Origin of the sequence: Vibrio sp. SNU_ST1 (assembly GCF_030563405.1) — a bacterium.
Lineage (GTDB): Bacteria > Pseudomonadota > Gammaproteobacteria > Enterobacterales > Vibrionaceae > Vibrio.
On the sequence record NZ_CP130748.1, the window covers coordinates 1,706,110 to 1,730,592 of the forward strand.

Annotated in this window: 18 protein-coding genes and 1 pseudogene; 2 read left to right on the forward strand and 17 right to left on the reverse strand. The window is 44.2% G+C overall.

The window, feature by feature from the left end:
• Positions 1 to 144 precede the first annotated feature (144 nt).
• From fhuB to Q5H80_RS07440, 6 genes are all read right to left on the reverse strand, one after another.
• Positions 145 to 2,121, reverse strand: a complete 1,977-nt coding sequence (fhuB, locus tag Q5H80_RS07415; protein WP_304563998.1) for a Fe(3+)-hydroxamate ABC transporter permease FhuB — start codon at positions 2,119 to 2,121, stop codon at positions 145 to 147.
• Positions 2,118 to 3,056, reverse strand: coding sequence for an ABC transporter substrate-binding protein (locus tag Q5H80_RS07420; protein WP_304563999.1), 939 nt, complete (start codon positions 3,054 to 3,056; stop codon positions 2,118 to 2,120). The genes fhuB and Q5H80_RS07420 overlap by 4 nt, the downstream gene beginning before the upstream one ends.
• Positions 3,053 to 3,832 carry an ABC transporter ATP-binding protein gene (locus tag Q5H80_RS07425; protein WP_304564000.1) on the reverse strand — a complete coding sequence of 260 codons (780 nt, stop codon included), beginning with the start codon at positions 3,830 to 3,832 and terminating at the stop codon, positions 3,053 to 3,055. The genes Q5H80_RS07420 and Q5H80_RS07425 overlap by 4 nt, the downstream gene beginning before the upstream one ends.
• A gap of 317 nt (positions 3,833 to 4,149) precedes the next feature.
• Positions 4,150 to 4,602 carry a GNAT family N-acetyltransferase gene (locus Q5H80_RS07430; protein ID WP_304564001.1) on the reverse strand — a complete coding sequence of 151 codons (453 nt, stop codon included), beginning with the start codon at positions 4,600 to 4,602 and terminating at the stop codon, positions 4,150 to 4,152.
• A 66-nt stretch (positions 4,603 to 4,668) separates the two neighbouring features.
• Positions 4,669 to 4,803 carry a hypothetical protein gene (locus tag Q5H80_RS07435; protein WP_304564002.1) on the reverse strand — a complete coding sequence of 45 codons (135 nt, stop codon included), beginning with the start codon at positions 4,801 to 4,803 and terminating at the stop codon, positions 4,669 to 4,671.
• A gap of 27 nt (positions 4,804 to 4,830) precedes the next feature.
• Positions 4,831 to 5,958 (reverse strand): PcfJ domain-containing protein, encoded by a 1,128-nt coding sequence (locus tag Q5H80_RS07440; RefSeq protein WP_304564004.1) that lies wholly within the window; start codon positions 5,956 to 5,958, stop codon positions 4,831 to 4,833.
• Positions 5,959 to 6,192: 234 nt separating this feature from the next.
• Between Q5H80_RS07440 and Q5H80_RS07445 the strand changes: the two genes are divergently transcribed.
• Complete coding sequence (locus Q5H80_RS07445) at positions 6,193 to 6,615, forward strand: universal stress protein (protein ID WP_304564005.1); 423 nt, start codon at positions 6,193 to 6,195, stop codon at positions 6,613 to 6,615.
• A 494-nt stretch (positions 6,616 to 7,109) separates the two neighbouring features.
• Here Q5H80_RS07445 and Q5H80_RS07450 read toward each other — a convergent pair whose 3' ends face one another.
• The 8 genes and pseudogenes from Q5H80_RS07450 to Q5H80_RS07485 all read right to left on the reverse strand — a co-directional run bounded on the left by Q5H80_RS07450 (position 7,110) and on the right by Q5H80_RS07485 (position 18,704).
• Positions 7,110 to 7,994: a PA4780 family RIO1-like protein kinase gene (locus tag Q5H80_RS07450; protein WP_280136710.1), complete on the reverse strand. Its 885-nt coding sequence runs from the start codon at positions 7,992 to 7,994 to the stop codon at positions 7,110 to 7,112.
• Between the two features lie 89 nt (positions 7,995 to 8,083).
• Positions 8,084 to 8,228, reverse strand: a pseudogene (locus Q5H80_RS07455) (DUF2256 domain-containing protein).
• Positions 8,229 to 8,490: 262 nt separating this feature from the next.
• Positions 8,491 to 12,207 (reverse strand): AAA family ATPase, encoded by a 3,717-nt coding sequence (locus Q5H80_RS07460; protein ID WP_304564006.1) that lies wholly within the window; start codon positions 12,205 to 12,207, stop codon positions 8,491 to 8,493.
• Between the two features lie 5 nt (positions 12,208 to 12,212).
• Positions 12,213 to 13,499 carry an exonuclease subunit SbcD gene (sbcD, locus tag Q5H80_RS07465; RefSeq protein WP_304564008.1) on the reverse strand — a complete coding sequence of 429 codons (1,287 nt, stop codon included), beginning with the start codon at positions 13,497 to 13,499 and terminating at the stop codon, positions 12,213 to 12,215.
• A gap of 248 nt (positions 13,500 to 13,747) precedes the next feature.
• Entirely contained in the window at positions 13,748 to 16,489 is a 2,742-nt protein-coding gene (locus Q5H80_RS07470) for a glycoside hydrolase family 3 N-terminal domain-containing protein (protein ID WP_369809691.1), read from the reverse strand.
• Positions 16,490 to 16,844: 355 nt separating this feature from the next.
• Positions 16,845 to 17,501, reverse strand: a complete 657-nt coding sequence (locus Q5H80_RS07475; protein WP_304564009.1) for a glutathione S-transferase family protein — start codon at positions 17,499 to 17,501, stop codon at positions 16,845 to 16,847.
• 133 nt (positions 17,502 to 17,634) lie between these two features.
• Positions 17,635 to 18,231 (reverse strand): LysE/ArgO family amino acid transporter, encoded by a 597-nt coding sequence (locus Q5H80_RS07480; protein ID WP_304564010.1) that lies wholly within the window; start codon positions 18,229 to 18,231, stop codon positions 17,635 to 17,637.
• A gap of 14 nt (positions 18,232 to 18,245) precedes the next feature.
• A complete protein-coding gene (locus Q5H80_RS07485; protein ID WP_304564011.1) occupies positions 18,246 to 18,704 on the reverse strand; it encodes a GNAT family N-acetyltransferase in 459 nt (152 codons plus the stop codon).
• Positions 18,705 to 18,994: 290 nt separating this feature from the next.
• Between Q5H80_RS07485 and Q5H80_RS07490 the strand changes: the two genes are divergently transcribed.
• Entirely contained in the window at positions 18,995 to 19,738 is a 744-nt protein-coding gene (locus Q5H80_RS07490; RefSeq protein WP_304564012.1) for a class I SAM-dependent methyltransferase, read from the forward strand.
• A 124-nt stretch (positions 19,739 to 19,862) separates the two neighbouring features.
• On the opposite strand, the gene Q5H80_RS07495 is transcribed toward Q5H80_RS07490, so the two are convergent.
• The 3 genes from Q5H80_RS07495 to Q5H80_RS07505 all read right to left on the reverse strand — a co-directional run bounded on the left by Q5H80_RS07495 (position 19,863) and on the right by Q5H80_RS07505 (position 24,265).
• Positions 19,863 to 21,857, reverse strand: a complete 1,995-nt coding sequence (locus Q5H80_RS07495; RefSeq protein ID WP_304564013.1) for a TonB-dependent receptor domain-containing protein — start codon at positions 21,855 to 21,857, stop codon at positions 19,863 to 19,865.
• 271 nt (positions 21,858 to 22,128) lie between these two features.
• Positions 22,129 to 23,049 (reverse strand): LysR family transcriptional regulator, encoded by a 921-nt coding sequence (locus tag Q5H80_RS07500; protein ID WP_304564014.1) that lies wholly within the window; start codon positions 23,047 to 23,049, stop codon positions 22,129 to 22,131.
• 217 nt (positions 23,050 to 23,266) lie between these two features.
• The gene (locus tag Q5H80_RS07505) at positions 23,267 to 24,265 is read right to left on the reverse strand and encodes a DHH family phosphoesterase (protein ID WP_304564015.1); all 999 of its coding nucleotides are present in this window, start codon (positions 24,263 to 24,265) and stop codon (positions 23,267 to 23,269) included.
• Between the last annotated feature and the right edge of the window lie 218 nt (positions 24,266 to 24,483).

Below are 24,483 nucleotides of genomic sequence, written 5' to 3' on the forward strand. Positions count from 1 at the left end.
TTGAAAAATAACGCCTGCATCATCAGTACCAGTCGTTTTCATTGACCTGTGAATAACGAACATCACTAGCAGCTAGTTACCCTATTCGATAAGCAATTAGCACAGCTAATGAAGTAGAATTTACTCAGCTGTCAATTGACTAAGCTATAGCCTTCTCAAACCCCACATCAGGTACATGCCACCGATAATCGAAGCCACCAAGCCTGCAGGAATCTCTTGCGGGTAGAGCCATTGTCTACCAAGCCAATCCGAGAACAGCATCAACGCCATACCAATTAACGTAGAACAGATCAGGTGCTCTTTCGCACGGCTATAACCAAATAGTCTCGCCATGTGAGGAGCCATCAGACCGATAAAGCTTAACGGGCCAACCACCAGAGTTGCGCTCACGGTTAAACATGCCACCAAAAGCAACAATAGAATTCGAGATCTTGGTACGTTAATGCCAAGAGATTGCGCACTCGCCTGCCCTAAAGGCAAAACATCCAACCATCGTGCACAAAGAAAACCCAAGGAGATAAATACAATTGAAGATAACAGCAGCGGCAATAATGTCGCTTCAGTCACGTAATAGGTAGAACCTGCCAACCAAGCCAAAACTTGGTAACTTCTTGGGTCGCCACCCGCCAATACAAAACTCTGGACCGCGTTCATCAAGGCCGTAATCGCAACCCCTGTCAGTAACACCCTTTCTGGTTGAAAGCCTGATTTTTGATTGAGTAGTACGATGATGCCTAAAGTACATGCTGCGCCAATAAAACCACCGATATAGAGTCCAACAACGCTGCTGCCAAGCCCCGCAAAAATCGCGATGATCAAACCTAATGCTGTCCCAGAACTGATACCAATCACTTCCGGGCTAGCCATTGGGTTACCACTCAAACGCTGTACGATCGTGCCCGCTACCGCCAACATTCCACCAGCCAATGCCGCTGCGGCTAACCTAGGTAAACGCCATTCGAGCATTGCCCAGTCTTGAGTTTGAAATAACCAACGCCAACCTTCTGTTTGTACCGAAAATAAGCTGAATACGACGAGTGACAGAACAATAAACAAGCTGGCTAATACCACTGAATGCTTGTTTAAGCGGGAAGCTACTTCCTTATGACGCGTTAATACAGTTTGCGTTTGTGATTGGCTTTTCATCGATAACTTGGGCAGCATCCACAACAACAGTGGAGCTCCTAACGCAGCCGTTGCGGCACCTGTCGGTATAAACATAGACATAATGCCCGGTAGCTGTTGGATAAGTAGATCGGTAAGGCTCAATAACAAACCACCCAACACCATAGAAACCAACAGCTTAGGCGCTAAACGATGCACCCCCATCAAGCGTGCTAACGCAGGGGCAGCTAAACCAACGAAACCGATAACACCCACAGCACTCACGACCCAAGCCGTCAACAATACTGCTAGCCCTAAACAACCAACTCTCAATTTTGGTAGCGAAACACCTAAGCTCTTAGCGCCCTGCTCTGATAACTGGAGCAAACTCAGTGGTTTTACAAACAGCAACGCCATGAGAGTCGCAATCGCTAAGCGTGGAGCCAAGTACTGAACATCTTCCCATCCGGTTTGAACCAATGAACCTGCGCCCCAAATCATTAAGCCATTCAATTTGTCTTGGCTCATCATTAACAAGACAGTACTTACAGCGCCAAAATAGAGGTTCACGACCAAGCCAGACACAATCACAACGGTTGGAGACAAAGCACGTCGCCATGACAGCGCAAACACCAAACCAATCGTAGTTACGCCACCAACAAGCGCCACCAGCGAATAAGACCACTCTAAAAGCCAAGGGGCATAAAGCGTCGCTAACATAAGTACAAAGCTAGAACCGCTCGCGACACCTAACGTAGACGGTGAAGCCAATGGGTTTCTGAGCACTTGTTGCATCAAGACACCCGCCACTGCCAACGCTGCGCCAGATAGCAATGTAGTGAATAACCTCGGCCACCAAGCCAAATGCAGTTTCACTGAGTCAGGAGAAGTGAAATCAGCGGTCCACAAGCTAGAAAGTCGGCTCAATCCGAACTGAGATACAGATAAGTGTTGGCCAATAAGAACAAATGTAGAAACCATTAAAAGAGTCAAAACACCAAACGAGAGAACTCTCATTGCACGTCTCCTTGGTTCAATTCAGAGACGATGAAGCGCGCAAACCGTGTTGCTGAAGGTATCGCACCAAAGCTCCAAACGGCTGGTACTTGTAACGCGGGATGGCCCGACTCTTTCACAATGTATTGCCAAAACTGATTTGCTTTAAGGCTCTCTTCGGTCCCTGCTGGCATTGGCGAAATAATCACGATTTGACCTTTAACGCCAATAAGCTTATCGACACCAACCAAACTGTAACCCCAAGCGTTGGTTTGCTCTTTCCATGCTGATTCAAGGCCAATCTTGTTTACTGAAGCTTTGTATAGGCTGTTATTCCCAAAGACGCGAACGTGATTAGTGTCCATGAATTGCACCATCAACATTGCAGGAGCACTGTTGGGTAGCTGAGATCCTAAACGATCCATTTCAGTGTTCGCTTTCTGAATCAAAACTTCCGCTTGAGGTTGTTTTTCAGCGACTGCTGCTAGCTTTCGAGTAACCGTTTCTAACTCCGACCAGTCAACATCACCACTTCGGTACAAACCAATGGTCGTGACAGGAGCAATTTTGCTAAGTTGAGTCTCCAACGTTGAAAACATTGGAGAAAGTAATATCTTGTCGGGTTTGAGTTCATGAATACGCTCAAGGTTTGGCTGTGTTCGTAAGCCAACATCCGCAACAGTTAGGGGGATTTGAGGAGACTTTACCCACGAGTTGTAATCGGGTATTTGCGCGACAGCAATAGGAGTAACGCCCAACGCCAAAAGCGTTTCAGTGTGGGTCCAATCGATGGAAACCAATCTAGGTCTATCGCCATCATTCAACTCAGACGTATCTTGACTGGCTGACGAAAGTGGAGAAAATGCCAGTAAGCTCGAAATAACTACACTTGAGATAAGAGTACGAGTGACGTGTGAGCGATATAATATTGATTGGAAAAAATGTTTAAGCATCATGCTTGCTCCAAATCACCAGGCATCGCGACTGGGTAACCCGCAGAATGTTGAGTAATGTGCATAGGCACACCATAGATATCTTTCAATATCGGCTCTTTGAACACTTCATCAACCTCCCCCTCGACCAGTAATTCGCCGCTATGAAGAGCGACGATATGATCGCAGAAGCGCGCTGCCATGTTGATGTCGTGAATGACAATGATCACGCCAATATCCAATGTTTCGCTCAATCGCTTAATCAATGTCAGCATTTCAATCTGATGACCGATATCGAGCGCGGCTAGAGGCTCATCAAGCAAAAGGTATTTGGTGCGTTGAGCTAACAACATCGCAAGCCACACACGCTGGCGTTCACCACCCGATAAAGTATCCACCAAACGATCAGCGTATTGCGCAGTGCCGGTCAGTTGCATCGCCTCCTCAACATACTGCTTATCTTTACTTGAAAGTCGCCCCAATAAGCCATGCCAAGGGTAACGGCCAAAACTCACGAGGTCTTTACCAGATAAACTGTCGGTTGTAGGTAAATGTTGAGGTAAGTAAGCAATCTGCTGCGCGAAATCTTTCTCAGACCATTTAGAGACTGCTTTATCTTTTAGAAAGATATCACCTGACGTTGCACGCTGTTGTTTCGCTAACAACTTTAATAAGGTCGATTTTCCCGAGCCGTTATGCCCAACTAAAGCGTAGATTTTTCCTTGTTCAAACGACACATCAAATGTCTTGAGCAATTGCTTATCCCCTACGCTAAAACCGAGTCCCTTTGCTTCGAGCATATCTTCAACCTTAAAACACATCATTCACTAAAGAATTAATAAAATACGAACATATTCATAAAATTATTAACAGACTCGCTTTTATACACTTGCAAAAACGCTAACGCAAATAATTTTCATTTAGATTAAACTGAATATCGTACTAGTTTATCCCTATATTTTAGAGAGTTAGGAGCATAACTTAGAGAATGAGTTCTGAAATTGATTCAAGATCTTGTCGCAACGAAGTTTAAGCACTTATGAAAAGGTGCTTATAGATCGATAGCTGAGGAAGGCAGAGAGTTTCGTGACTGTTAGGCTGTTTCCGAATATTCAGCCTAAAACGAAACGCTCATGACGTAATGATTAGGTTCGGTTTCAATCTCGACGATTGACCAACCAAGAGAAAGGTACAAAGGCGCTATATTGGTGTAAGCGTACAACTTAGACGTTGAATCTTTCGAGGGTTGGGGTTGATAATAGCCTGGCATTTGTTCAACAGCTCGTTTAATCAATTCACTCGCAATACCTTGGCCGCGCCATTGAGGTTCAACAAACACTGCGTTGATCCACACCACATCCCGCACTTGATGAGGTTCCTGAAAATGGGAATATGCCAAGCCACCAATGACCACATTCTCGCGAAGTACTGCTATTACAGGGGGAAGTTGTACGCTGCCTCTATACGTATCTTTAAACTTGAAATCAGACCATTGGCTTTGAAATAAGCCTTCTAATTCACTCCAACAAGGTGAACTTTCATCGCAATTTCTAAAGATTACTTTCTGCATGTTTACGTCCTTTGAAAGGGAGTAATTTGACCATCCTAGCCTTGGTTTATATCAGTGTAGATAAAACTACTCTTCTTCTTGGTAACTGTCTGCTGGGTCTTGATTGATTTCTTCGCCACAGCCCAAGCACTCTGCTTGTAAATCTGTTGGCATGACAATAATCAAACCACAATGCGGGCATAAATCGCCTTGTTGATACATCCTGCAATTCCTTCTACTTCACAGCTATTACTTAGGATACTTTTGCATACTCAGTTCTAGCCAATCGTGAATGACTTGGCGAGCGGATTCCGATGGCGGTGCATTTCTTTTGCCGCAGATTTGGTCTATTTCAAACGGAAAGGCTTTGCTTGGAACACGACGTAGGCCTATGGTTAAGCGCTGAGGCTTGAGCATTCGAAACACCACATAGCGGTCGCTCATGATTCGATTGTGATAGACGCCAATACAATGTTTTTGTTCCACGCCCTCTTGTTCAAGGTCGTAGTAATCAGTAAGCGGATGAATGTTGTCATTACCGAGTAAAGGAACTGGATAAGGGATGTCCATGTCCACAGGCCGATTTCCTTCTAGACGGCGTAACTGACGCTGTTCTGTCCATCTATCATGCAGTTGTTCAAACATCGCGAATGAGTTCTGACTGGTAATAGCACGCAGTGGGTCATCCATCTCTAAATCTTGGCCTAGCAATATCGCATCTTGGAACATCGCCATTTTCGACGGTGCATTAAGTCTGCCCTCTTCCACCATTGCAATCCCTAATCGGCTCCCGGTTAGAAATGGGTGAACTTGGTCCAAGCGCAGAGCTGTGTATCCAACTTTTGAGTAGTGCTTAAATTTAAGAACTCGCCTTTGCAACGGTTCGAGAATGCGAACAATATGGTCGAGCTCATCGCCGACGTTGTAATTCAGTTCAAGCTTATCGATAAATTTAAGGGTCGCTTTACTACTGTCTAAGCCAAGTTTAGCTAAAATCTTCTTTTGCCCGAGGCGACTCAGTTCCAATGCTTTCTTGTTATCAACACTGTATTTCATGCAGATTAGCGCCAAGATAACCGGCCTTAACTCAAGCAATTGTGCCGCTTCATAAGTGTTCGCAGCCAACCATAGCATTTGATATTGATACTCAGGAAAATCGTCGGTGATCTCACGATAACGAGCAGGTAACGAATCCAACCAACGACCATTCTTATCAAACTGCTCAACAAGGTTTAGGCTCAGCCCAATGCCACCATCGAGCGGGCGTCTACCATCTTCAAACACATGAAAGCCCACGAGCTTTTGCGACCAATCACTGATCTCAATATCGTAGTCGAAACCTAACGTCCTAGTGGGAATGGTGAGTAGTGCTGTCATTGATGCCTCTTCGTTATTGGCGCATTAAACCATAAAGCCTATCTAACAGAATAAGCTAGCGCTTCAACCACTATAACAACCTTTTGTAAATTTCTTATCAATCAAAGCGATATAAATACGATAGTGCTTAGAAGATCATTGAATGATGATTTTATGCAATATGAGATCTCTTCGATATCATTTGTGCTAACAAAAACTATGCTTGTATATAACTGATAACACGAGGCTTTAATTATGGAATACCGACATATTCTGGTCGCTGTTGAAATGTCCGACGACAGTAAGATTCTGATTGATCGAGCGACCTTCTTCGCAAACAAACTAGAGGCTGGCATTTCGTTTGTTTATATCGACGGCACGCATGGAGAGATTTACCCTGAACTCGTTGATATTCAGGGGAATGAAGGCGATCTACCCATCAATGAAGATTCCGTTAAACATTTGAAAGAGTTTGAGGCCTACGCTAAACACCCAATCAAGCACATATTCGTAGGAACGGGAGATTTGAATGATAAGCTCAAAAATACCATCGAGGTAAATGGCGTTGACCTACTGCTATGTGGTCATCACCATGATTTTTGGCATAAAATCATTTCCCATTCGAAACAGATCATCGACACATCTCCAGTCGATATTCTAATCGTTCCAATGGATTAGATACTGCAGTTCGAACTTTAAAACTTCCTGCATTGCCAACCTCTATCGGTATTATTGGTTGGCTTACATACCCTTCTCAGTCTTCTTCTTTACCCAAATTCAACCATTACCCATTTGCTGAGTTCATTTGTGATCTTGTCAGCTTATCAACTCATAAGCGTCTAATAATTTACAAATAACGATATAATCAATAAAAGAACTAGTCTTTGTGGTTTCAACAACAACTTAATAGTTGACGATAATGTGTTACTACACAAAGCACCACAACTCGTTGATGAACTGACAAACAAGAACAAAGCGGGCAGTACTTATATGATGCTGAACCGTTAACTTTATAATAAATAAGATAAAATAAAACCCAACAAAGCTGTAACTCTGTTGGGTTTATTAGTTTGCGCGAAGCTGTTGGTTGAAACTAAAGATGTCGTTTCAACAAAGGACTCTCTGAGGATTCAACTAAGGATCAAAACTGATCATTACATTTTCTATTACCGCTATTCAGCCCAGTTGAACTTACTCTCGTCGACACCTTCTTTTTCTTCCTTAACACGCTCGCGTCGGCTTTGCTCTTCAGCGCGGGCTGCGTCAATTTCTTGCATGATGGCATCAATATCTGCCAATGCGTCACTTTCGGTAAACTCACCCGTTAGTTTGCTATCCGGCTTCAAATCGCCCTTCTCAAACAGTGCCCACATTTCTTTAGCGTACTCAGTGGTCGCCAGTTCAGGGGCAAACTGCGCATAATAGTCACGGATGTTATTAACATCACGAGTCAGCATCCATTCAGCATTGTTGTTCGCAGAAGCATCGACCGCTTGCGGTAAATCGATAATCACAGGGCCGTATTCATCAACCAATACGTTGAATTCAGACAAGTCGCCATGAATTAAACCAACGCAAAGCATCTTAACGACATAGGTCATCATCACCGCATGATCTTCAATCGCTTGTTCAGGCGGCATCACCACATCATTCAATCTTGGCGCAACATAACCTTCGTCATCAGTGACCAACTCCATCAGCAGTACGCCGTCAAAGCAGCCATAAGGGACAGGCACGCGAACGCCTGCTTCTGCTAGCTTATACAAGGCATCCACTTCTGCGCTTTGCCATACTTTTTCTTGTTGCTCGCGACCGAAACCAGAGCCTTTTTCCATCGCTCTAGCGCGGCGACTATTGCGGACTTTTCGCCCTTCTCGATATGCCGTCGCTTTTTTAAAGCTACGTTGGCTTATTTCCTTGTACACCTTGGCACAACGGATCGTATCACCACAGCGTACTATGTACACTGACGCTTCTTTGCCACTCATTAGTTGGCTTTTCACCTCGTCGACTAAACCATCGTCAACTAAGGGCTGTATTCTTTTAGGTATCTTCATGTCGTCTTTATACATGAGTTACCTGACAGATAAAATATTAACTCGTTAAATGAGTGGTTATTCTCAATAGATTCTTAAATGAAGGGAGATTATGTGGGTTTTGTCTTATCGCGGCGACAACGTTTCAGAGCAATAAATAACCTCTTCCCAACAACGTTGCCATTTTTTACGCCATGAGAATGGTTTGAGGCAAACGGGACATGTCTTGGTGGGTAGGTGTGGTTTCTTGTTCATGACCGCTTCCTTGTCGATGAATCAATTAACCTATTCGTTGAGGAGAGATTCCCTATTACGCTCGTTCGTCGCTTCAGAGAATGACGACGTATTCTAATCGCCCCTGACTCTAGGGAGTGGCGGCGGAGTGATTGATGACAACTCCCGACTCCGTCATCCTCGAGAAGGAGGAACGACTGAGTCGGGGATCTGCTTTATCCAAACGGATTCAGCTTTATCTGAACTTACTCGGCTTAAATTCGACTAAGTCCGCTTAATCCAGTTAAGCAACAACCTTGTACTGCTTCTCCATCTCACTCACACCTAAGCCAGAGTGTTTTGTCACTTTAAGCTGAACCGGTACGCGCTCTTTCAGTGCTTCGACATGGCTAATGACACCAATCATCTTGCCTGATGCATTCAAGTTATCGAGTGCGTTTAGAGCAATGTCTAATGTGTCGCTATCCAGCGTACCGAACCCCTCATCCAAGAACAGAGAATCAATACTGGTTTTGTAGCTAACAAGATCAGAAAGCGCCAATGCCAACGCCAAGCTCACCAAGAAACTTTCGCCACCTGATAACGTCTTGGTATCACGCATCACATCGCCCTGCCATGTGTCGAGCACTTGCAGTTCTAAGCCGTCATCGGCTTTGCGTTTTAACTCATAACGACCATGCAAACGCTGTAGCTGTTTGTTGGCCAAGTACACCAAGTTTTCCAATGTTAGACCTTGAGCGAACTTACGGAATTTGTCGCCGTTCTTAGAACCAATAAGCGAGTTCAGACGTGAGATATCATCAAACTCGACTTGTTGCTCATCAATTTGCTTAAACAGATCTTGCTGATTACTTCGGTTCTGGCTATCCGTTTCAAGATTGGCAGAAATCGCACCGATCTTTGTCGCATGGCTTTGTTGTGTGTTTTGGCATTTGGTTGTCTCTTCTTCAACTTGCTGTTGGTCTTGCTCTTGCCATAATTTAGCGTTGGTGTGACTTTGCAGATCAGCTTGTGTGGCTTTAGCCGTGTTCAACCTAGCTTGCGCACTGACAATCGCCTCGTCCAAAGACTTCTTCAGGCTTTGAAGTTGAGTTCTAACTTCTTCATCCAACAACGCCGCTTCAAAATCAGACTCAACTTCGAAAGGACTAGTTTTCAGTGCTTGTAACCAAGCATTCGACGCTTGTGTATGACTTGACTGCTTGCTGAACAACTCTCCAGAAAAGCTGGTGTGTTTGGTTTGCTCAGTTCGATACTCGAGTTCACAGCGGTTAAGCACCAACTGCGCGGCATCAAATACGTTTACCGCTTCAGTAACTTTTTGCTTCATCGCATTGCTGGTGGCTTGAATGTCTTTGTCATCAAACAATTTTGTTCTTTCAGCCGTTACACGAGTTAGCTCTAGCACTAAAGACTCACTCTCTCGCGTCAGTGTTGCGAGCTCTTTCTCTGCGCTACTTAGCTTGTCATCTAAGGTTTTCAATTCGGCATTTTGAGTGATCAGCTGCTTCTCAATATCGGCCTGTTGTTGTTTAGTTTGCTCCCACATGCTTGATGCCTGTGATTTCGCAGTAAACCAACCATCGATATGTTCAAGCTCAGGCGCTTCGATAGAAGTTTGAACAATGCTCTCTTTCAGAGCGTTCCATTGCTGCTCTTTCGCTTGAGCAATCTGAGTCACTTGCTCGTTTGTACTGTGGTTTTGCTTACTCAGATCCGCTAAGCGTTGCTCGGCCAACTCGAGATTAGACTGCGCCTTGTCAGCCATAACACTTACTGACAAGCGTTGTTTCTCAGCTTCGGCATAGTGTGCTTTCGCATCAGCCAAAGCTTTGAGTTGCTGTGAGCTCTGACTTAGTTGAAGTTCACAATGCTGAGCAAAAGTCGCGACTGTAGCTCCATTCCCTAAATCGTTTACCGTTAGCATTGCTAGCTCTGGAGCCGTGCCAACGAAATCCGATAAGCTCTGTTTAAGCTTACCAATTACACCTTGCCAATTCATTTGAGCTTGCTGAATATCCGCTTGCGCACGTTGAATGTCATCGTTAAGTGCCGCAATCATAGGCGCAAGAGAATCTAACTGCTGACGATGCTCTTGACCTTCTTTCTTGATGGTCGATAACTCTAGGTTTTCCCGATCTTTTTGGGCGACCAAATTCGCAATGTCTTTCGACTGCTCAATCGAATGATCTGTTGAACCACACAGTGGGCACTCAGAGCCTGATTCTAGAATTGCACGGTATTTTGCCAATTCGCCTTCTTGATCAATCAATCGCGTTAATCGCTCAAGCGAAGTCTCTCTCTCTTTATATCGCTCCACCAGCACTTCACGTTCTTTCGAAAGCTTGTCGACCAGCTGAGTGTTAGTTTGATGTGCCTGAGTTTTAACGTGCAGCTGTTGCTGGGCATTTAGGAAACCACGATTGATCTCAAGTAATGAGTGCGTATTGCGATTCCAAAACTCCAACAGATCTTTTTGCGTATTCAACACTTGTTCACTGGTGTTGCCTTGCAATGCTTCCCACTGTTGCTTAGCATTACCCTCTAACACGACCAATTCAGCTAATGCTTGGTCTTGCGATGCTTTAGCTTCTTGAGCTGACTTGATAATTGATTGCTGTGCATCAACCGCAGACAAAGCTTGCTTCGCTGAGTTCAACTGCTCTGAATGCTGACGCTCTAGAGTACGAACTTGCTCGACCTTTGCTTGCCATTGACCTAGGTGTTTTTCCAGATGTTGGTCAGCTTGATGTGTATTTAGGTACTCAGTGCTGAGTTGATCTTGTTGCTTCAGTGCGTCTATTTTTTGGACTAAAACAATCTGTTGATTGCGCTGCTGCGTGTCTTGCTCGTTTAGCGTATTCGCTGCATTAACGGCCGCAGTTTGCTTATCTTTGAGTACGGTAATTTGATTGTCTAGCGGACGCACCAGTTCGATGATCTTCTCTTGATCGTGTTGCTCGATTTTTACCTGTTCGACAATCGCACTGCTTTGCGTCAGTTTAGTTTGCGCATCTTGCTTCTCTGCATCACGAACGGCAAGTAACTTGGTGCTGTTATCTAGGTGAGCTTGAGTAGTGTTCACCTCTTGTTCGCAACGCTTTAAATCTTTGTGTATTGGGCGCAGCTTTTCAGCTGGTTCACTGTTTGCCAAACGCTCTAGTGAGGGTTGGTTACGGTCTAGTTCATCTTGAGCTGTTTTAAGATCGTGCTCACTGGTCGCAATAGTTTGCTCAGCTTTGGTCATGTCCTTCCACCAACTGAGATGTGCTTGCCACGCTTTTAATTGCTCGGCTAAACGCTTCTGTTCGGTTTCTAACACTTCACGCTCTGCGGTTAGCTCTTGGATTTGCTCTTCAGACAGTAAACTCACACCGTCTGCTTTCGCTTTCAGGTGATTGAGCGACTCTTCACTCGACTTGAAATGATCGTAGATACGCTCTGAAATCAGGCTATAAACTTCTGTTCCCGTCAGCTCTTCCAATAACTCTGCACGGTCGTTAGCGTTAGCATTAAGAAACGCCGCGAACTCACCTTGAGACAACATGATGGATTTGGTGAAGCGTGAAAAATCGAGACCGGTTACCTGCTCCACCAACTTGGTTTTCTTGGTCAGCATGGTTTCTAAGACTTTATCTGTGTCCGCATCGGCAAACTCGCAAGTTGGAGTCTGTAATGCACCATCGTGTTTTCCGCGTGCACGCTTTTGATGGAAGTTAGAGCGGTACGTTCTGCCCTGCACCTCAAATTCTAGCTCAGCGAAACACTCACCTGTACCACGCGTCATTAATTCGTTGTTGCCTTTCGCGATGCTCTTCAAACGTGGTGTGCGGTGGAACAGAGCCAAACAAATCGCATCAAGAATGGTGGTTTTACCCGCCCCTGTTGGGCCTGTAATCGCGAACAGACCATTTTCCGCAAATGGTGATTGGGTAAAATCGAGCTTCCAACGCCCTTTTAAAGAGTTCAGGTTTTCAAATTCTAGGCTTAAAATCTTCATACTTGTTACTCACCCGTCCCTTTTGGTGCTTCTATTTTTTCTTGGCTATCAGCACAGTAACTATCAGAGCCATAAGACACTTCTTCCATCACTTGCTTGAACTTCACCGTCATTCGCTCTAAGCGTGCTTTTTCAGACTCAGTTTCAAACTCTTCTAAGGCAATACGCTTGGTAAACACATCCATCGGGCTAAGTTCAGACAGGGTTTCTGCTGATTCTTGCTCCAGCGCTTGGTTACGGCGTTCTCTTGCTCGGCGCAGTTGCAATACTTCAACATTTAAGCCTTCAGTCAATGCACGCATACGCTCTTGTAGATCAGATAGGTAATCTTGAGCCTGAACCTCTATCGACAACCACACGCTTTGTTCACCGTCCAAGCCAATGTACTGATTCAACTGAGACTCAATTTCACTCAAGTCACCTTTGATTTCAGCAAGGGGTTGGAAAGTTGGAACAGCCAGTTGAGATATGCTGCGCTCGCCTTCAACAAATTCGACCACACACACTTGTTTCTGAGATTTAAGCTCATCAAAACTTAACGGAATTGGAGAGCCGCAATAGCGAATGTATTCACGTTTTGCTACCACTTGTGGGCGGTGGATATGACCCAATGCAATATAGTCGGCATCTGGGAAACCATCAGCGGCGAAACCATCAAGGTTACCGACATAGATATCACGCACCGAATCCGATTGTTGAACCCCCATCGCTGTTAAATGACCAGTAGCGATGATTGGCATGTTGTCGTTATTTTCAAACGTCGCTCGCTTTGCAACAGCTGCATCATAGACACTTTGATAGTGCTGTTTAATAGCGTCACCTAATTGCTTTTGACGCTCAACACCAGTAACACCGGCTTGGCTAGTCAACACATCGCGAGGGCGAATAAACGGAATAGCGCACACCAGCGCTTCTACATCACCACTTTTGCCTTTAAGCTCGACAACCTGAGTCGCATGATCTTCGTTGGTATTTGGGATGACGTCAGCCCCCATGTATTTGAGCAGCTGTTGTGTCTCTTTCAGAACTGAAACGGAATCGTGGTTTCCGCCTAGCAGTACCAGTTGACAGCCGATCTTATTCGAGTCGACAACAAACTTGTTATACATCTCACGCGCGTAACTCGGCGGTGTGCTGGTATCGAATATATCACCGGCAACAATGATCGCGTCGATGTTGTGCTCTGTGACTTGCTCGAGTAACCATTGTAAAAACCGCTCATGTTCATTCTTACGGCTTTTGTTGTAGAAGTTTTGGCCAAGGTGCCAATCGGACGTGTGAAGAATTTTCATTGCTGCTCACTGGAAGTCGGTAATGTCGTCAATTTACCAAAATAGCTAACAACTACCAAATGGGTTAGCGATATTTCCCTTTTATAAGCTTGTGAAAACCAACTAATTTCATCGCATTATCACAAGCGGACTAAATAGCACGCCTGTGACTATGTATGGATCTTGCTTATGTAGATTGCTATCAATGTTCCAACAACAAAAACCGCTCAAAGTAAGAGCGGTTATGGTTAGACTGTAACGAATCGGATTTATTGTATCCGCTTAAATATGCCACACTTCAGGCTATCTTTTGCTTCATCTAATTTCCGTGGAACGAAGCGTATCTCACCAATATCAAACTCAAATGGATCATCTGAATAGAGCAAAAATGGCGTATTCATATTTGAAAAATCCACCCCACTTTTCGCTAAACATTTAAGGGGGACTTTAATTCGAGTCCATTGTTCTTCGGAATTGATCAACGCCTTTTGTAAAGGCTCCTTAATCGATGCCATCGCGCCACACGGGTAAACACAATGAGATGCCAATCTTAGAGACTCAGGCACTGAACCTCTGACTGATATATCAAATTGAAGCGTAGCGTCTGCCGCTAAGTAATGACGAAGATCGACACCTTCTTTATCGGGTGTTTGCAGGTAGAACTGCATTGGAAGCTGCTCACCTAATGACACTGCCAACGCATCTTGTTGGTGCTTATAATTTATTGGTGTCGTTGTTGCACTGCCAATTTCTAACACTTTAGATCTAGATACAAAGGTGCCTTTCCAACTCGTCACCTGACCGCTGATTTTGGGTACAAATTTGTCGGTCGCTAGTCGGCTATAGATTTCTAAGTTGTGTTCGGGTGTCGCTTTCTGTTTTGCGACACCACATCCCCGCTCTCTATCATCTAAGGGAAACTCCCCTGCAACCCTTTGTTCTGATGGGCTTTGGTAGTTCAACCCAAAACCATAACTAAACAAAGGAGCAGCCACACTTTCGGAACTTTCGGTAATAGGAGTCTGATAATTGGGAATATGAGGTGCAGGTCGATTGAAGTTCGTCATACATTTGGTCGACGGCCATGAGTAAGAGAGCTTGCCACTGAAGTCTGCTCCATTAAGATTGAACAATACATCCGTGATACCCTGGCCTTCAGTGCCGGGCAACCAAGCAGCAACAAAGGCATCCGACTGGTTAAGTTCAGGGTTAACGTAAAGTGGGCGGCCTGAAAAGAATACCGTCACCACCTCATAACCTAGGCTTTTAAGATTAGTCAGTAATTCCAAGTCTTCTTTGTAACTGGCTTTAAGCTCTGAGTAAGCAAGCGTTTGATGTGATTTAATATCGCCAAACATCTCTGCGTACGGGTCTTCACCAATGACCACAATCGCGACCGCATCCATTGGAGCTTCATTTACCTCTGTAAACACCCTTTTTTCACCCACTTGATGAGTGATGGCTTCTAGCACAGTCATACCATGAGGAAAATCACTACGCTTGTTTTCGTTCCCTTGCCATGTCAGCGTCCAACCTCCGGTCTGCTTTTGTAAATCATTTGCTGCGCTACCTATCACCAAATAGCTTTGGTTACTTGAGTTTAAGGGCAACACATTATTATCATTTTTCAGCAAGACTAAAGACTCTCTCACCGCTTGGCGTGCAACCTCTCGGTGCGACTTAGCGCCTACCAAAGTTTGGTCTGCTGCATATAAACGATATGAAGGGCGGGGTTTATCCCACAATCCAGCGCGCATCTTTACTCGCAAAATACGCGTCACCGCATCGTCTATTCGCGACATAGGTATGACACCCGAACGAACTTGCTTTATCACATTACGATAGAAGCCTTTCCAATCACGATTATCCGTCACCATGAAGAGGTCATTCCCGGCATTAACCGCTTGAGGACAATCAGAATTAGTACACCCTTTTACTTCACCGTGGCCATTCCAATCGGTAACGACAATGCCGTCAAAGCCCATTTTATCTTTCAGTACTTCAGTGACCAGATAACGGCTACCATGAAGCTTACCTTTGTGCGATTTTGCTTGGTTCTGATTGGATCCGTTTGAGATTAACAGAGCTTGGCTTTCGGTTTCTGTAGGTTTACCACTTTGATTTTGCGAGCCCAACGTCGGCTCACTCCAAGAGTTAAATGAAGTCATGACAACTTGAGCGCCTGCTTCTATCGCCGAAAAGTATCCTATCGCATGAATGTTACGTAAGTTTTCTTCACTTGAGCGATTTACACCTCGATCCACCCCTCTTTCTGTCCCGCCATCACCAAGCCAGTGCTTTACCGTTGCGATGACTTTGGATTCTGAACGGAGTTGTTTTTGATCGCCTTGCAACCCAACAACAATTGCCTCGGCATACTGAGAGGTAATTGCGGAAGATTCGGAGTAGCCCTCATAGACTCGTCCCCAGCGGTAATCTCGAGGAACAGCAACAGTGGGCGCAAACGTTAGGTCGATTCCGGTTGCGGCGACTTCTGTGGCGGTGACTTCACCAATTCTTTGGATAAGTTCAGGGTTATTCGCTGCGCCAAGGCCGATATTATGGGGGAAGAGTGTCGCGCCAAATACATTGTTGTGTCCGTGGACCGCATCCGTTGCCCACATGAAAGGGATCCGGAACCCACGCCCTGCATACGCTTCGTCTAGCGCTAACCAATATTGGTCGGATTGAAGTGCCCAATCACGAGCTGTAGCTGTTTTGTTTTCATTAGGCCAACCACCACCGCCATTTAAAACAGACCCTATTTTATATTGCTTGGCTTCTTGTGGTGTTACTTGACGATACTCAGGCATGATCATCTGGCCGACTTTTTCACCAAGTGTCATCCGTTGTACTAAATCCGCGACTCGATCTTCAATGTATTGCTCTTTGACAATACGACTCTTTAGTTCAGGCCAATCACTATAATATCTAAGTTCTGAATGTGGCTGACCAGGGTCGTTGTTTTCATTAAGGTCTGCTGTCGTGACAGGGGCAAACAATAGTCCCACCACAGCTCCATAAAGGTAAATATTGTTATTCTTTGATATCACCTTGTAATCCCTAGCTAAATTGGCCACTCCGTAATATCAAGTGTAGGTTAGAAAACGCAAAACTATAAACACAAAGATGCATATGGAGAGGTTCAGCACGATATCGACAATGTAAAAGGTGGAATCACGCTACAACGCACTGTTTTTAGGGCCAATATTGAGAAGGGTCATGCCTTTCTAGGCTCTGATGAGATAAGTTTTTGAACCACTTAAGCGACATAGGAATATAGGAATATAGGAATATAGGAATATAGGTAATTATGCCCACGCCTTTAATATAAAGTGGGCATAGTAGGTAATCCAAGTCTAATGGTTAGTGTGCTTCAGCTAAGCTGGCTAAGTAGGTATTGCTCAAATAGAAGCCGCTGAACTTCTCAATAAAATCCGCAGGAACGGTTTTATCGGTCAAGCCTGATTCAATCAGCGCCGCTTGCCATTTTAGTACTTTCGGGAAGCTTTCTAGCATATCGAAACCTGAATGCTCTTTAATAACAAATGCTCGGTGTAATAGTGGCAACCAAGCGATGTCGACATTAGAGATGTAATCACCTTTGAAAAATGGGAGTTCGCCCAGTTTATTTTCAGCTTTGAAGAACGATTTTTGAAGATTCGCTAAGCGAGTATCAAATGTCTCTTTGTCTTTACTTGCCATGGTGCCGCATTGTGGCATGTAATGTTTACTCGCTTGATAAGACCAAGCACGGTCGAGTGCTTTCTGCTCGGGTGAAACCTCTTCAATAGGCGCATATTTATCGTCTAGGTATTCAACAATTGCATCAGATTCAAAAAGGACGGTGTCGTTTTCTGTAATTAACACAGGTACCTGCCCGTTCGGTGAGATATCCAAAAACCACTGTGGTTTGTTATTCAGTTCTATGTACTCAATTTCAAACGGTACGTTTTTCATTACTAAAGCCCCCATTACACGCTGTACGAATGGGCAGTTTTTAAAGCTAACAAGTTTAATCATGGTTGACTCCGAATTAGGTCATTAATTTGTATTCGTACCCCTAAGACGAACGGAAAAACCAAAAGACGAAAAATAATTCCATTTTCGTGGAAATTATTAAATGCAGTCACTTTAAATGCCTAAAGACGAATGGCTATACGAGTAAAGATATTGCAATAAACGCCATGATCACGCCAACCACAAACTCCAACACCTTCCACGCTCTCGGGTTCTTAAACATTGGAGCCAAGAAGCGTGCGCCATATCCAAGTGAAAAGAAAAACACGAAAGAAGCCGATACAGCACCAGCGCCAAACAACATTTGATTTGGTTGATATTGTGTTGAGATAGAACCAAGTAACACCACAGTATCCAGGTACACATGCGGATTAAGCCAAGTAAACGCTAAACACATGGTAACTGCTTTGGTTAAAGAGTTTTTGGTTTCTGCAGTAGCTTCTAAAGCATGATTTTCGGTAAATGCTGAGCGAAAGCTCAAAAATGAGTAAACACCTAAAAAGATAGCCCCACCGTAACGAGCAAACTGCTCAATTTGTGGGAACTGATCAACAATTGCACCAAAGCCCATCACACCAAAGCTGATCAGTAATGCATCTGAAATCGTGCAGACAGCACAAATAACAAACACATGCTGATTCTTTAAGCCCTGTTTAAGAACGAACGCATTTTGAGAACCTATCGCGAGGATAAGCGAAAGCCCAAGAGTAAAACCTGCAAAATAAGTCGGCATCAAAGGTTAGCCTCTTAACGTAACTCAATACTCATGAACTGGCTGTGCGGATCTAACACATAATTAGCAAAGGGTTCACAGTAACCAAAGCCAAACTTCTCGTACAAATTACGTGCTGGCTTAAAGTAGTCTTCCGATCCTGTTTCTAGGCTAATACGTCGATATTGGCGAGCGGTTGCCGTATCCAAAACGTGTTGCAATAGCTTGCTTGCGACACCAGATTTTCTTGCAAACTGCGAGGTTCTCATTGACTTCAGTTCAGCGTGTTGTGTATCAAGCTCTTTAATAGCCACACAGCCCAATAACTGACTGTCTTTCCATGCACTGAAAAAAGTAATCTCTGGTGATTTCAAAGCATCAATATCGAGTGCATGAACGCTTTCTGGTGGCGACGTCGCATACATGTCAGCTAAATGCTCTTCCAATAGTCCAATAACCTCTCCGCCTGACAAATCATCAATTTCTATTTTCATAACGCTTTAATTATCCTTAATAAAATTTTAATCCGTTTTAGATACAGTTACTAACTCTACCCTCAGGAAACCGTGAACACCATACCTCGCTTCCATAGGTTCGTATCCTTTATTGCACTGAACTTACGGTAACCAATAAAGGATATATTGGGATCAGTGACAAGCTCGTAAGTTCACACTTACCACCTATTTATGAGAGTCTATATTAATCTTCAAGATTTCCTTGTTATTTTTAAGTTCTAGTTTACTATGCGCCACCCCAATTTTTTCAGCAAATGCTGCAGGCAAACATGTCCGCCAACGCACTCTATACCGACCTATCCGATTACTATGATTTAATGTGTGTCGATATTGACTACCAAGCGCAGAGTGACTGCGTTCGTAGATTACATCAGATTTTTGGAAATAAAGGAAAAACACACCTCGACCTTGGATGTGGCACTGGACCACATGTTCGCCATTTTATCGATTACGGCTATCAAAGTAGTGGCCTTGACCTGAATAAGCCGATGCTTGATATAGCTCAAGTTCGTTGCCCTGAAGCAAATTTTTCGGTTCAGAACATGAGTAACTTTGAAGTCTCTGAGCCACTCGACTTGATCACCTGTTTTTTGTATTCAATCCATTACAACGACGGCATTGAGAGGCTAAAAGAGTGCATTGCAAGCGTGCATCGAGCTTTGAAAACCGAAGGTGTCTTCTGCTTCAACGTGGTCGACAAAAAGAAGATCAGCAATGACTTGTTTGTTCGACATACGGCCAACCAAGAACAAGATGACTTTACCTTTCGTTCAGGTTGGTATTATTCAGGTGAAGGCGACAAGCAGGCATTGAAGCTCAGTATCGAGAAGACTACGGCAGGTGAGACTCAGGTGTGGAATGATGAACACCCTATGGTGGCGTTCTCATTTAAAGAGTTGATTGAGATATTGAAGCCCTACTTTGAGGTTCATATATTCGAACATGACTATGACAAGCTTTTACCATGGGATACGCTTTCAGGCAACGCGATCATTGCGTGTGTAAAAAGCTAGCCTGCTTCTTATACAGCGTTCGCTCTCAATAAATAGCGCCTAGATCAAAAGAACCCACACGACGTTACGTCATGTGGGTTCTTTGCTTTATGGGGATTTGCTTATCAAAACGACTTCAGATTGATTAGAAGTCAGCCGTCATGCCTACGTAGTAAGTACGTGGTTCTTCGACATAGCCCATATTTTCAAGTTCTTGAGACACAGCTTCGTCAGTCAAGTTTGTGATACCCGCTCGTAGTCGAACCGAATCATTCACGTTGTAAATCGTACCGATATTCAACGTTGTGTACGCGTCTTGTGTTAGATCCGTCTCGATATTACGTTCACCACGGTAACGTGCACTAATAAAGGTATTCAGATCGTACGTTGGGTTCCAACTAAGTTTTACTAAACCTGAATGCTTGTAGCGCTCTAGCAGCTCTTCACCCGTTGATTTATCTTCGGTGTCTAAGAAGGTGTAGTTACCAGAAACCTCCCACTCATCTGTAATCTGGAATTGCCCCGTAAGTTCAGCACCTTGAACCACCGCCTCAGATACATTGGTATAAGTACGCTTCCCTTTCACATAGCCAGTAGAGCTAGAACTGTCCGCGCACCCTTTACCCGATTCAAACACTTCACCGTTCTCGCAGTACGTTTCATCGCGATCAATAAGGTCATTGATTTCGTTACGGAACAAGGCACCTTCAACATTCCAACGCGGTTGGTTGTATATTGCTGCAATTTCATAGTTCAAGCTCGTTTCAGGCTTCAGGTTTGCGTTGCCATATAAATCGCACGCTCCCTTACAACTATTAACAGTGTAGTCAGCTTGGTTTTGAGTCAACGAAGGTGCTTTGAAAGCCTTACCCACACCACCTTTGATGATGAGGTCATTGGTCGTTTGGTGAACCAAGTACACACGCGGGCTGAATTCTTCGCCGTACAGTTCGTGCTTATCTAAACGTCCACCAATGGTTGCGGTTAACTGTTCAGTCATCAGCCACTGGTCTTGAACAAACAAAGCACCTTGATACGCTTCTGATGTACCATTGATCAAGTTTTCTTTGTTGGTTAATTCGCTCAACTGGTAGTCCATACCAAACGTTACGGTGTGACTCTCACCAAGATAAGTCGTCGCTGATGCTTCTACTATTTGAGTGAGCTCTTCTACATCACTACTGTAATTATTACCTAGATCAGCGGCATCATTGTCTGTCACGTTTTCACGAGAGTAACGAACTTGTGTGTCACCCCAGCTCCAAAAACCGCTGTGTGTAATCGCTTGACTGTTACGTACAACCTTACTATCCACTAGGTTCGAACCTGTAGCGTACTCTGCTAAACCATCACGTTTATCGTCACTATAGCCAAGGTCTAAATCAATCGTTTGGTTGTCTGTGACATTCCATGTCAGGTTGGCTAGCAAACTTAAAGTGTCGCGTTCCTCTAGAGCGGTAATATTCTCTCGACCAATACCTGTATATGGTTGCCATGCGTCACGCGAGGTTTGGTTTAGAGAAAAACGAGCAAACAACTCATCATCAATCAATGCACCGGACGTGGTAAAACCAACAGAATATTCTTCCCCACCATCTCCGCCTAATGGAGATGAAGTGTCCATATTAATCGTTGAGCTCCAATCATTTTCCGGAGCTTTGGTGATGATATTGATTGTGCCACCCATGCCATCTGAACCGTAAAGTGCAGACATTGGGCCGCGGATGATTTCAACACGTTCGATTGACTCAGCTGGAATAGTCGAGAGATCGAAGTCGTTACCACGAATGATGGCACTTGCTGAGCTTAAACGGCGGCCATTCACCATGATAAGCGTGTAGTCTGAATCCATACCACGAATAGAGATCATCTGACGGCCAGCACGTGTGCTATCAAAATCAGATTCCACACTCGTTGATTCTGCAACGATGTCAGCCAAAGTGATTCCAGGGCTGTCTTCGACGTCTTGAGCGGTGATAACCGACATTGAAGCTGGCGCTTGTTTTAGAGCCATTTCAGTACGAGTTGCCGTAACAACCATTTGCTCATCTGTAACTTGCGATTCTTTTTGCGCTAACACGTTAGCCGAAAGTGAGGTACAAAACACAGCTACTGCGACCGAAAGGGGTTTACGAATCATGAGAGGTTTGCGAACTATAAGGGGTTTGCGAACCAAAAGAGGCTTGCGAACCAAAAGAGGCTTGCGAATCAAAAGAGATTTCTCAGACATGATATTTATTCTTATATGTAATTAGCAATGATAATGGTTTGCATTAAACAACCAGTTACCACTCCAATCAACGAAAGTTTCATGTTGAAAATTCATTATGGCTATTCATTTTTCAAATAACACATGCAATATATATTCAATTCATTAGCATTAGACCCGTGACATTCAGGTACCGGATGATTTAGAAGTATATCTCTTTAAATAGTTCACGAATCCAACGACACATAGGGTCATTGTGGAAACGTTTATGCCAATAGAGATATACGTCTTCTGATGGGCTCCTGATCGCTTTGGGTACGCGTTTACAAACAAGGTTTCTCTGTTTTGCTGCTTGTTGAGCGAAAGGTGTCGGCAGGTGAAAGATGATATCGGTCGCTTCAGCCATATCCGGTGCGACATTAAAGTTAGACAGTTGAATCGGTATCGATAGCTGACGCTGCTTATCGATCAAGCCCAAATCTTTGAAACGACTTTCAATCGAGAGCTTCTTATCCCCTTGCAGTGAGATTTGACCAAGTTGGCTATTCAATAAATCATCAACGGTGATCTCTTTATCTGCCAGAGGGTGGTCTTTGCTCATTAATAACCGATAATCGCGACTGATTACGAACATTCGATACAAGTTTTGTTCAGAACTTAATGGTTCATGCGTCGACAACACGAAGTGCGCATCACCTGATAACAGAGGTTCAAAGTGTCGTTTAGGAATCGAGTCGATATCGACAACCATATTCGGCGCTTGCTTGCGGATTTGTGACACGACTTTTGGTAACAAATGCGAGACTTGCGGAACCAAGCCAAAGAACCGAACGGTACTATTGCTTGTCTGCGGTTCAAATACGTCTCCATGGACCAATTTCTCAAGGCGTGTGAGCACAGAGTTGAGGTCTTGCTTAATGACTTCTGCTTTCGGGGTTAATTCATAACCATAGGCTGCGCGGACTAACAAATCATCGTTGAATACCGTTCGTAGTTTTTGTAGTGAACGACTCACCGTCGGTTGGCTCATGTCCAACGCCAAGGCTGTGTTTGATACGTGCTTTTCTTCAAGAAGGTGTTTAAGAATAACGAGTAGGTTAAGGTCGACCTGGGCAAGATTCATTATAAGGATATTCAAAATACAGAAGATTCAATATACGTATAATGCTATTCCCCCAAAATTAATACAATTGATAATCACTCTTATTTTTATGTTATACCGTGTAAAGTACCAGATCTGACCTAACTAAGGTTTTGAAAGTCTTATTTGGGTCACTTTAGATACAAAAAAGAAGCCAAATGGCCTCTCTTTCCCCTATTCACTCCGGCTACTATTTTAGTTAGCGCTCTACACTCGGCGAATAATAAGCGTCCAACAGTGAAATGAAATTCCCTCTATCAAGTTCGCTAAGTTGATTAATGCCAGCCGCTGCTTTTCTCCCTCCGCCAGTTACAAAGCTAGAGCAAATTTCATCTGCGCCTGTTCTATTGGATAGTGGTGCTCTTAGGCTAACAGTATAAGATTCGCCATCTTGGTTTTTAGTTAATACTGCTTGTGCTCGGTTTGGATCTTGATTCACGATCTCATTGCCGAATACACCGCTGATACGTCTTGCCCAAGTCTCACCGGGCAGCTCAAAAACACGTGCGACTTTACTTTCATAAACAGGGGCAAGGTTTGATAGTTGCTGGCGGTCATTCTGGTAAGCAGATCGTAGTCGATAAAACACCGAGTCTTTGTCATCCAAAAGATCAAACGGATTCGGATATTGATAAAGGGTTTGGTAGAGCTCAACTGGCGTGAAGTGTAAATCGCTCAGTGATGTACCATAGCCGTTGTAATTAACCAAGGTACCTAGCTCTTCTAAGAACTCAATTTGTGATTGTTTGAATCCATTTTCATCAGCTAACTGTGCGGCCACTACTTTTAAATTATCACCAAAGGCCGCCGCGATTGCCCAAGCTACGTGTGCACCATTTAGCTTCTGGTTAATCAGTAAACTCGTGCAGCTCTCTGGCGCGGTATCGATCAGAGTGTCTAAATGGTCAGAGGTTGGCACGTCCCCTGTTCGATGGTGATCGCAGTAAAATACATCGATGTTGGCATCTAACAGAGAGTGCAATGCTGGCAGGTTCTTCTCCATCGACACATCAAGAACGGTAACGGAAGAGACATCATTTGGCTTGCCCGGCTCTATGATTTGACTAGCAACTTGAGATAGCAACTTAATATCACGCTTTACACCGGTGACGAGCACGCTTTTTCTCGGTTCACTTAATCGCAGTTGTAACAACGCGATGATGCCGTCTGCGTCTCCATTGAATACGTCGTAGTGCATGCTGTTCCTCTTCCGTAAGATTTAACGTTTATTCGAAACGCGCCAAAGATAGGCTCGCGTTAATGCGTTCGTTTCATAGTTAGTCTGTCATTATTTTAGTTTTATTCCACAGATACTTAAGTCTATTTTGTAATGCCTTATTCTTATTTCTATCGATTCAGGCACTTGCCTACCTTTCAGGCATAAAAAAGGCGCGAATAATTCACGCCTTTGGTTTC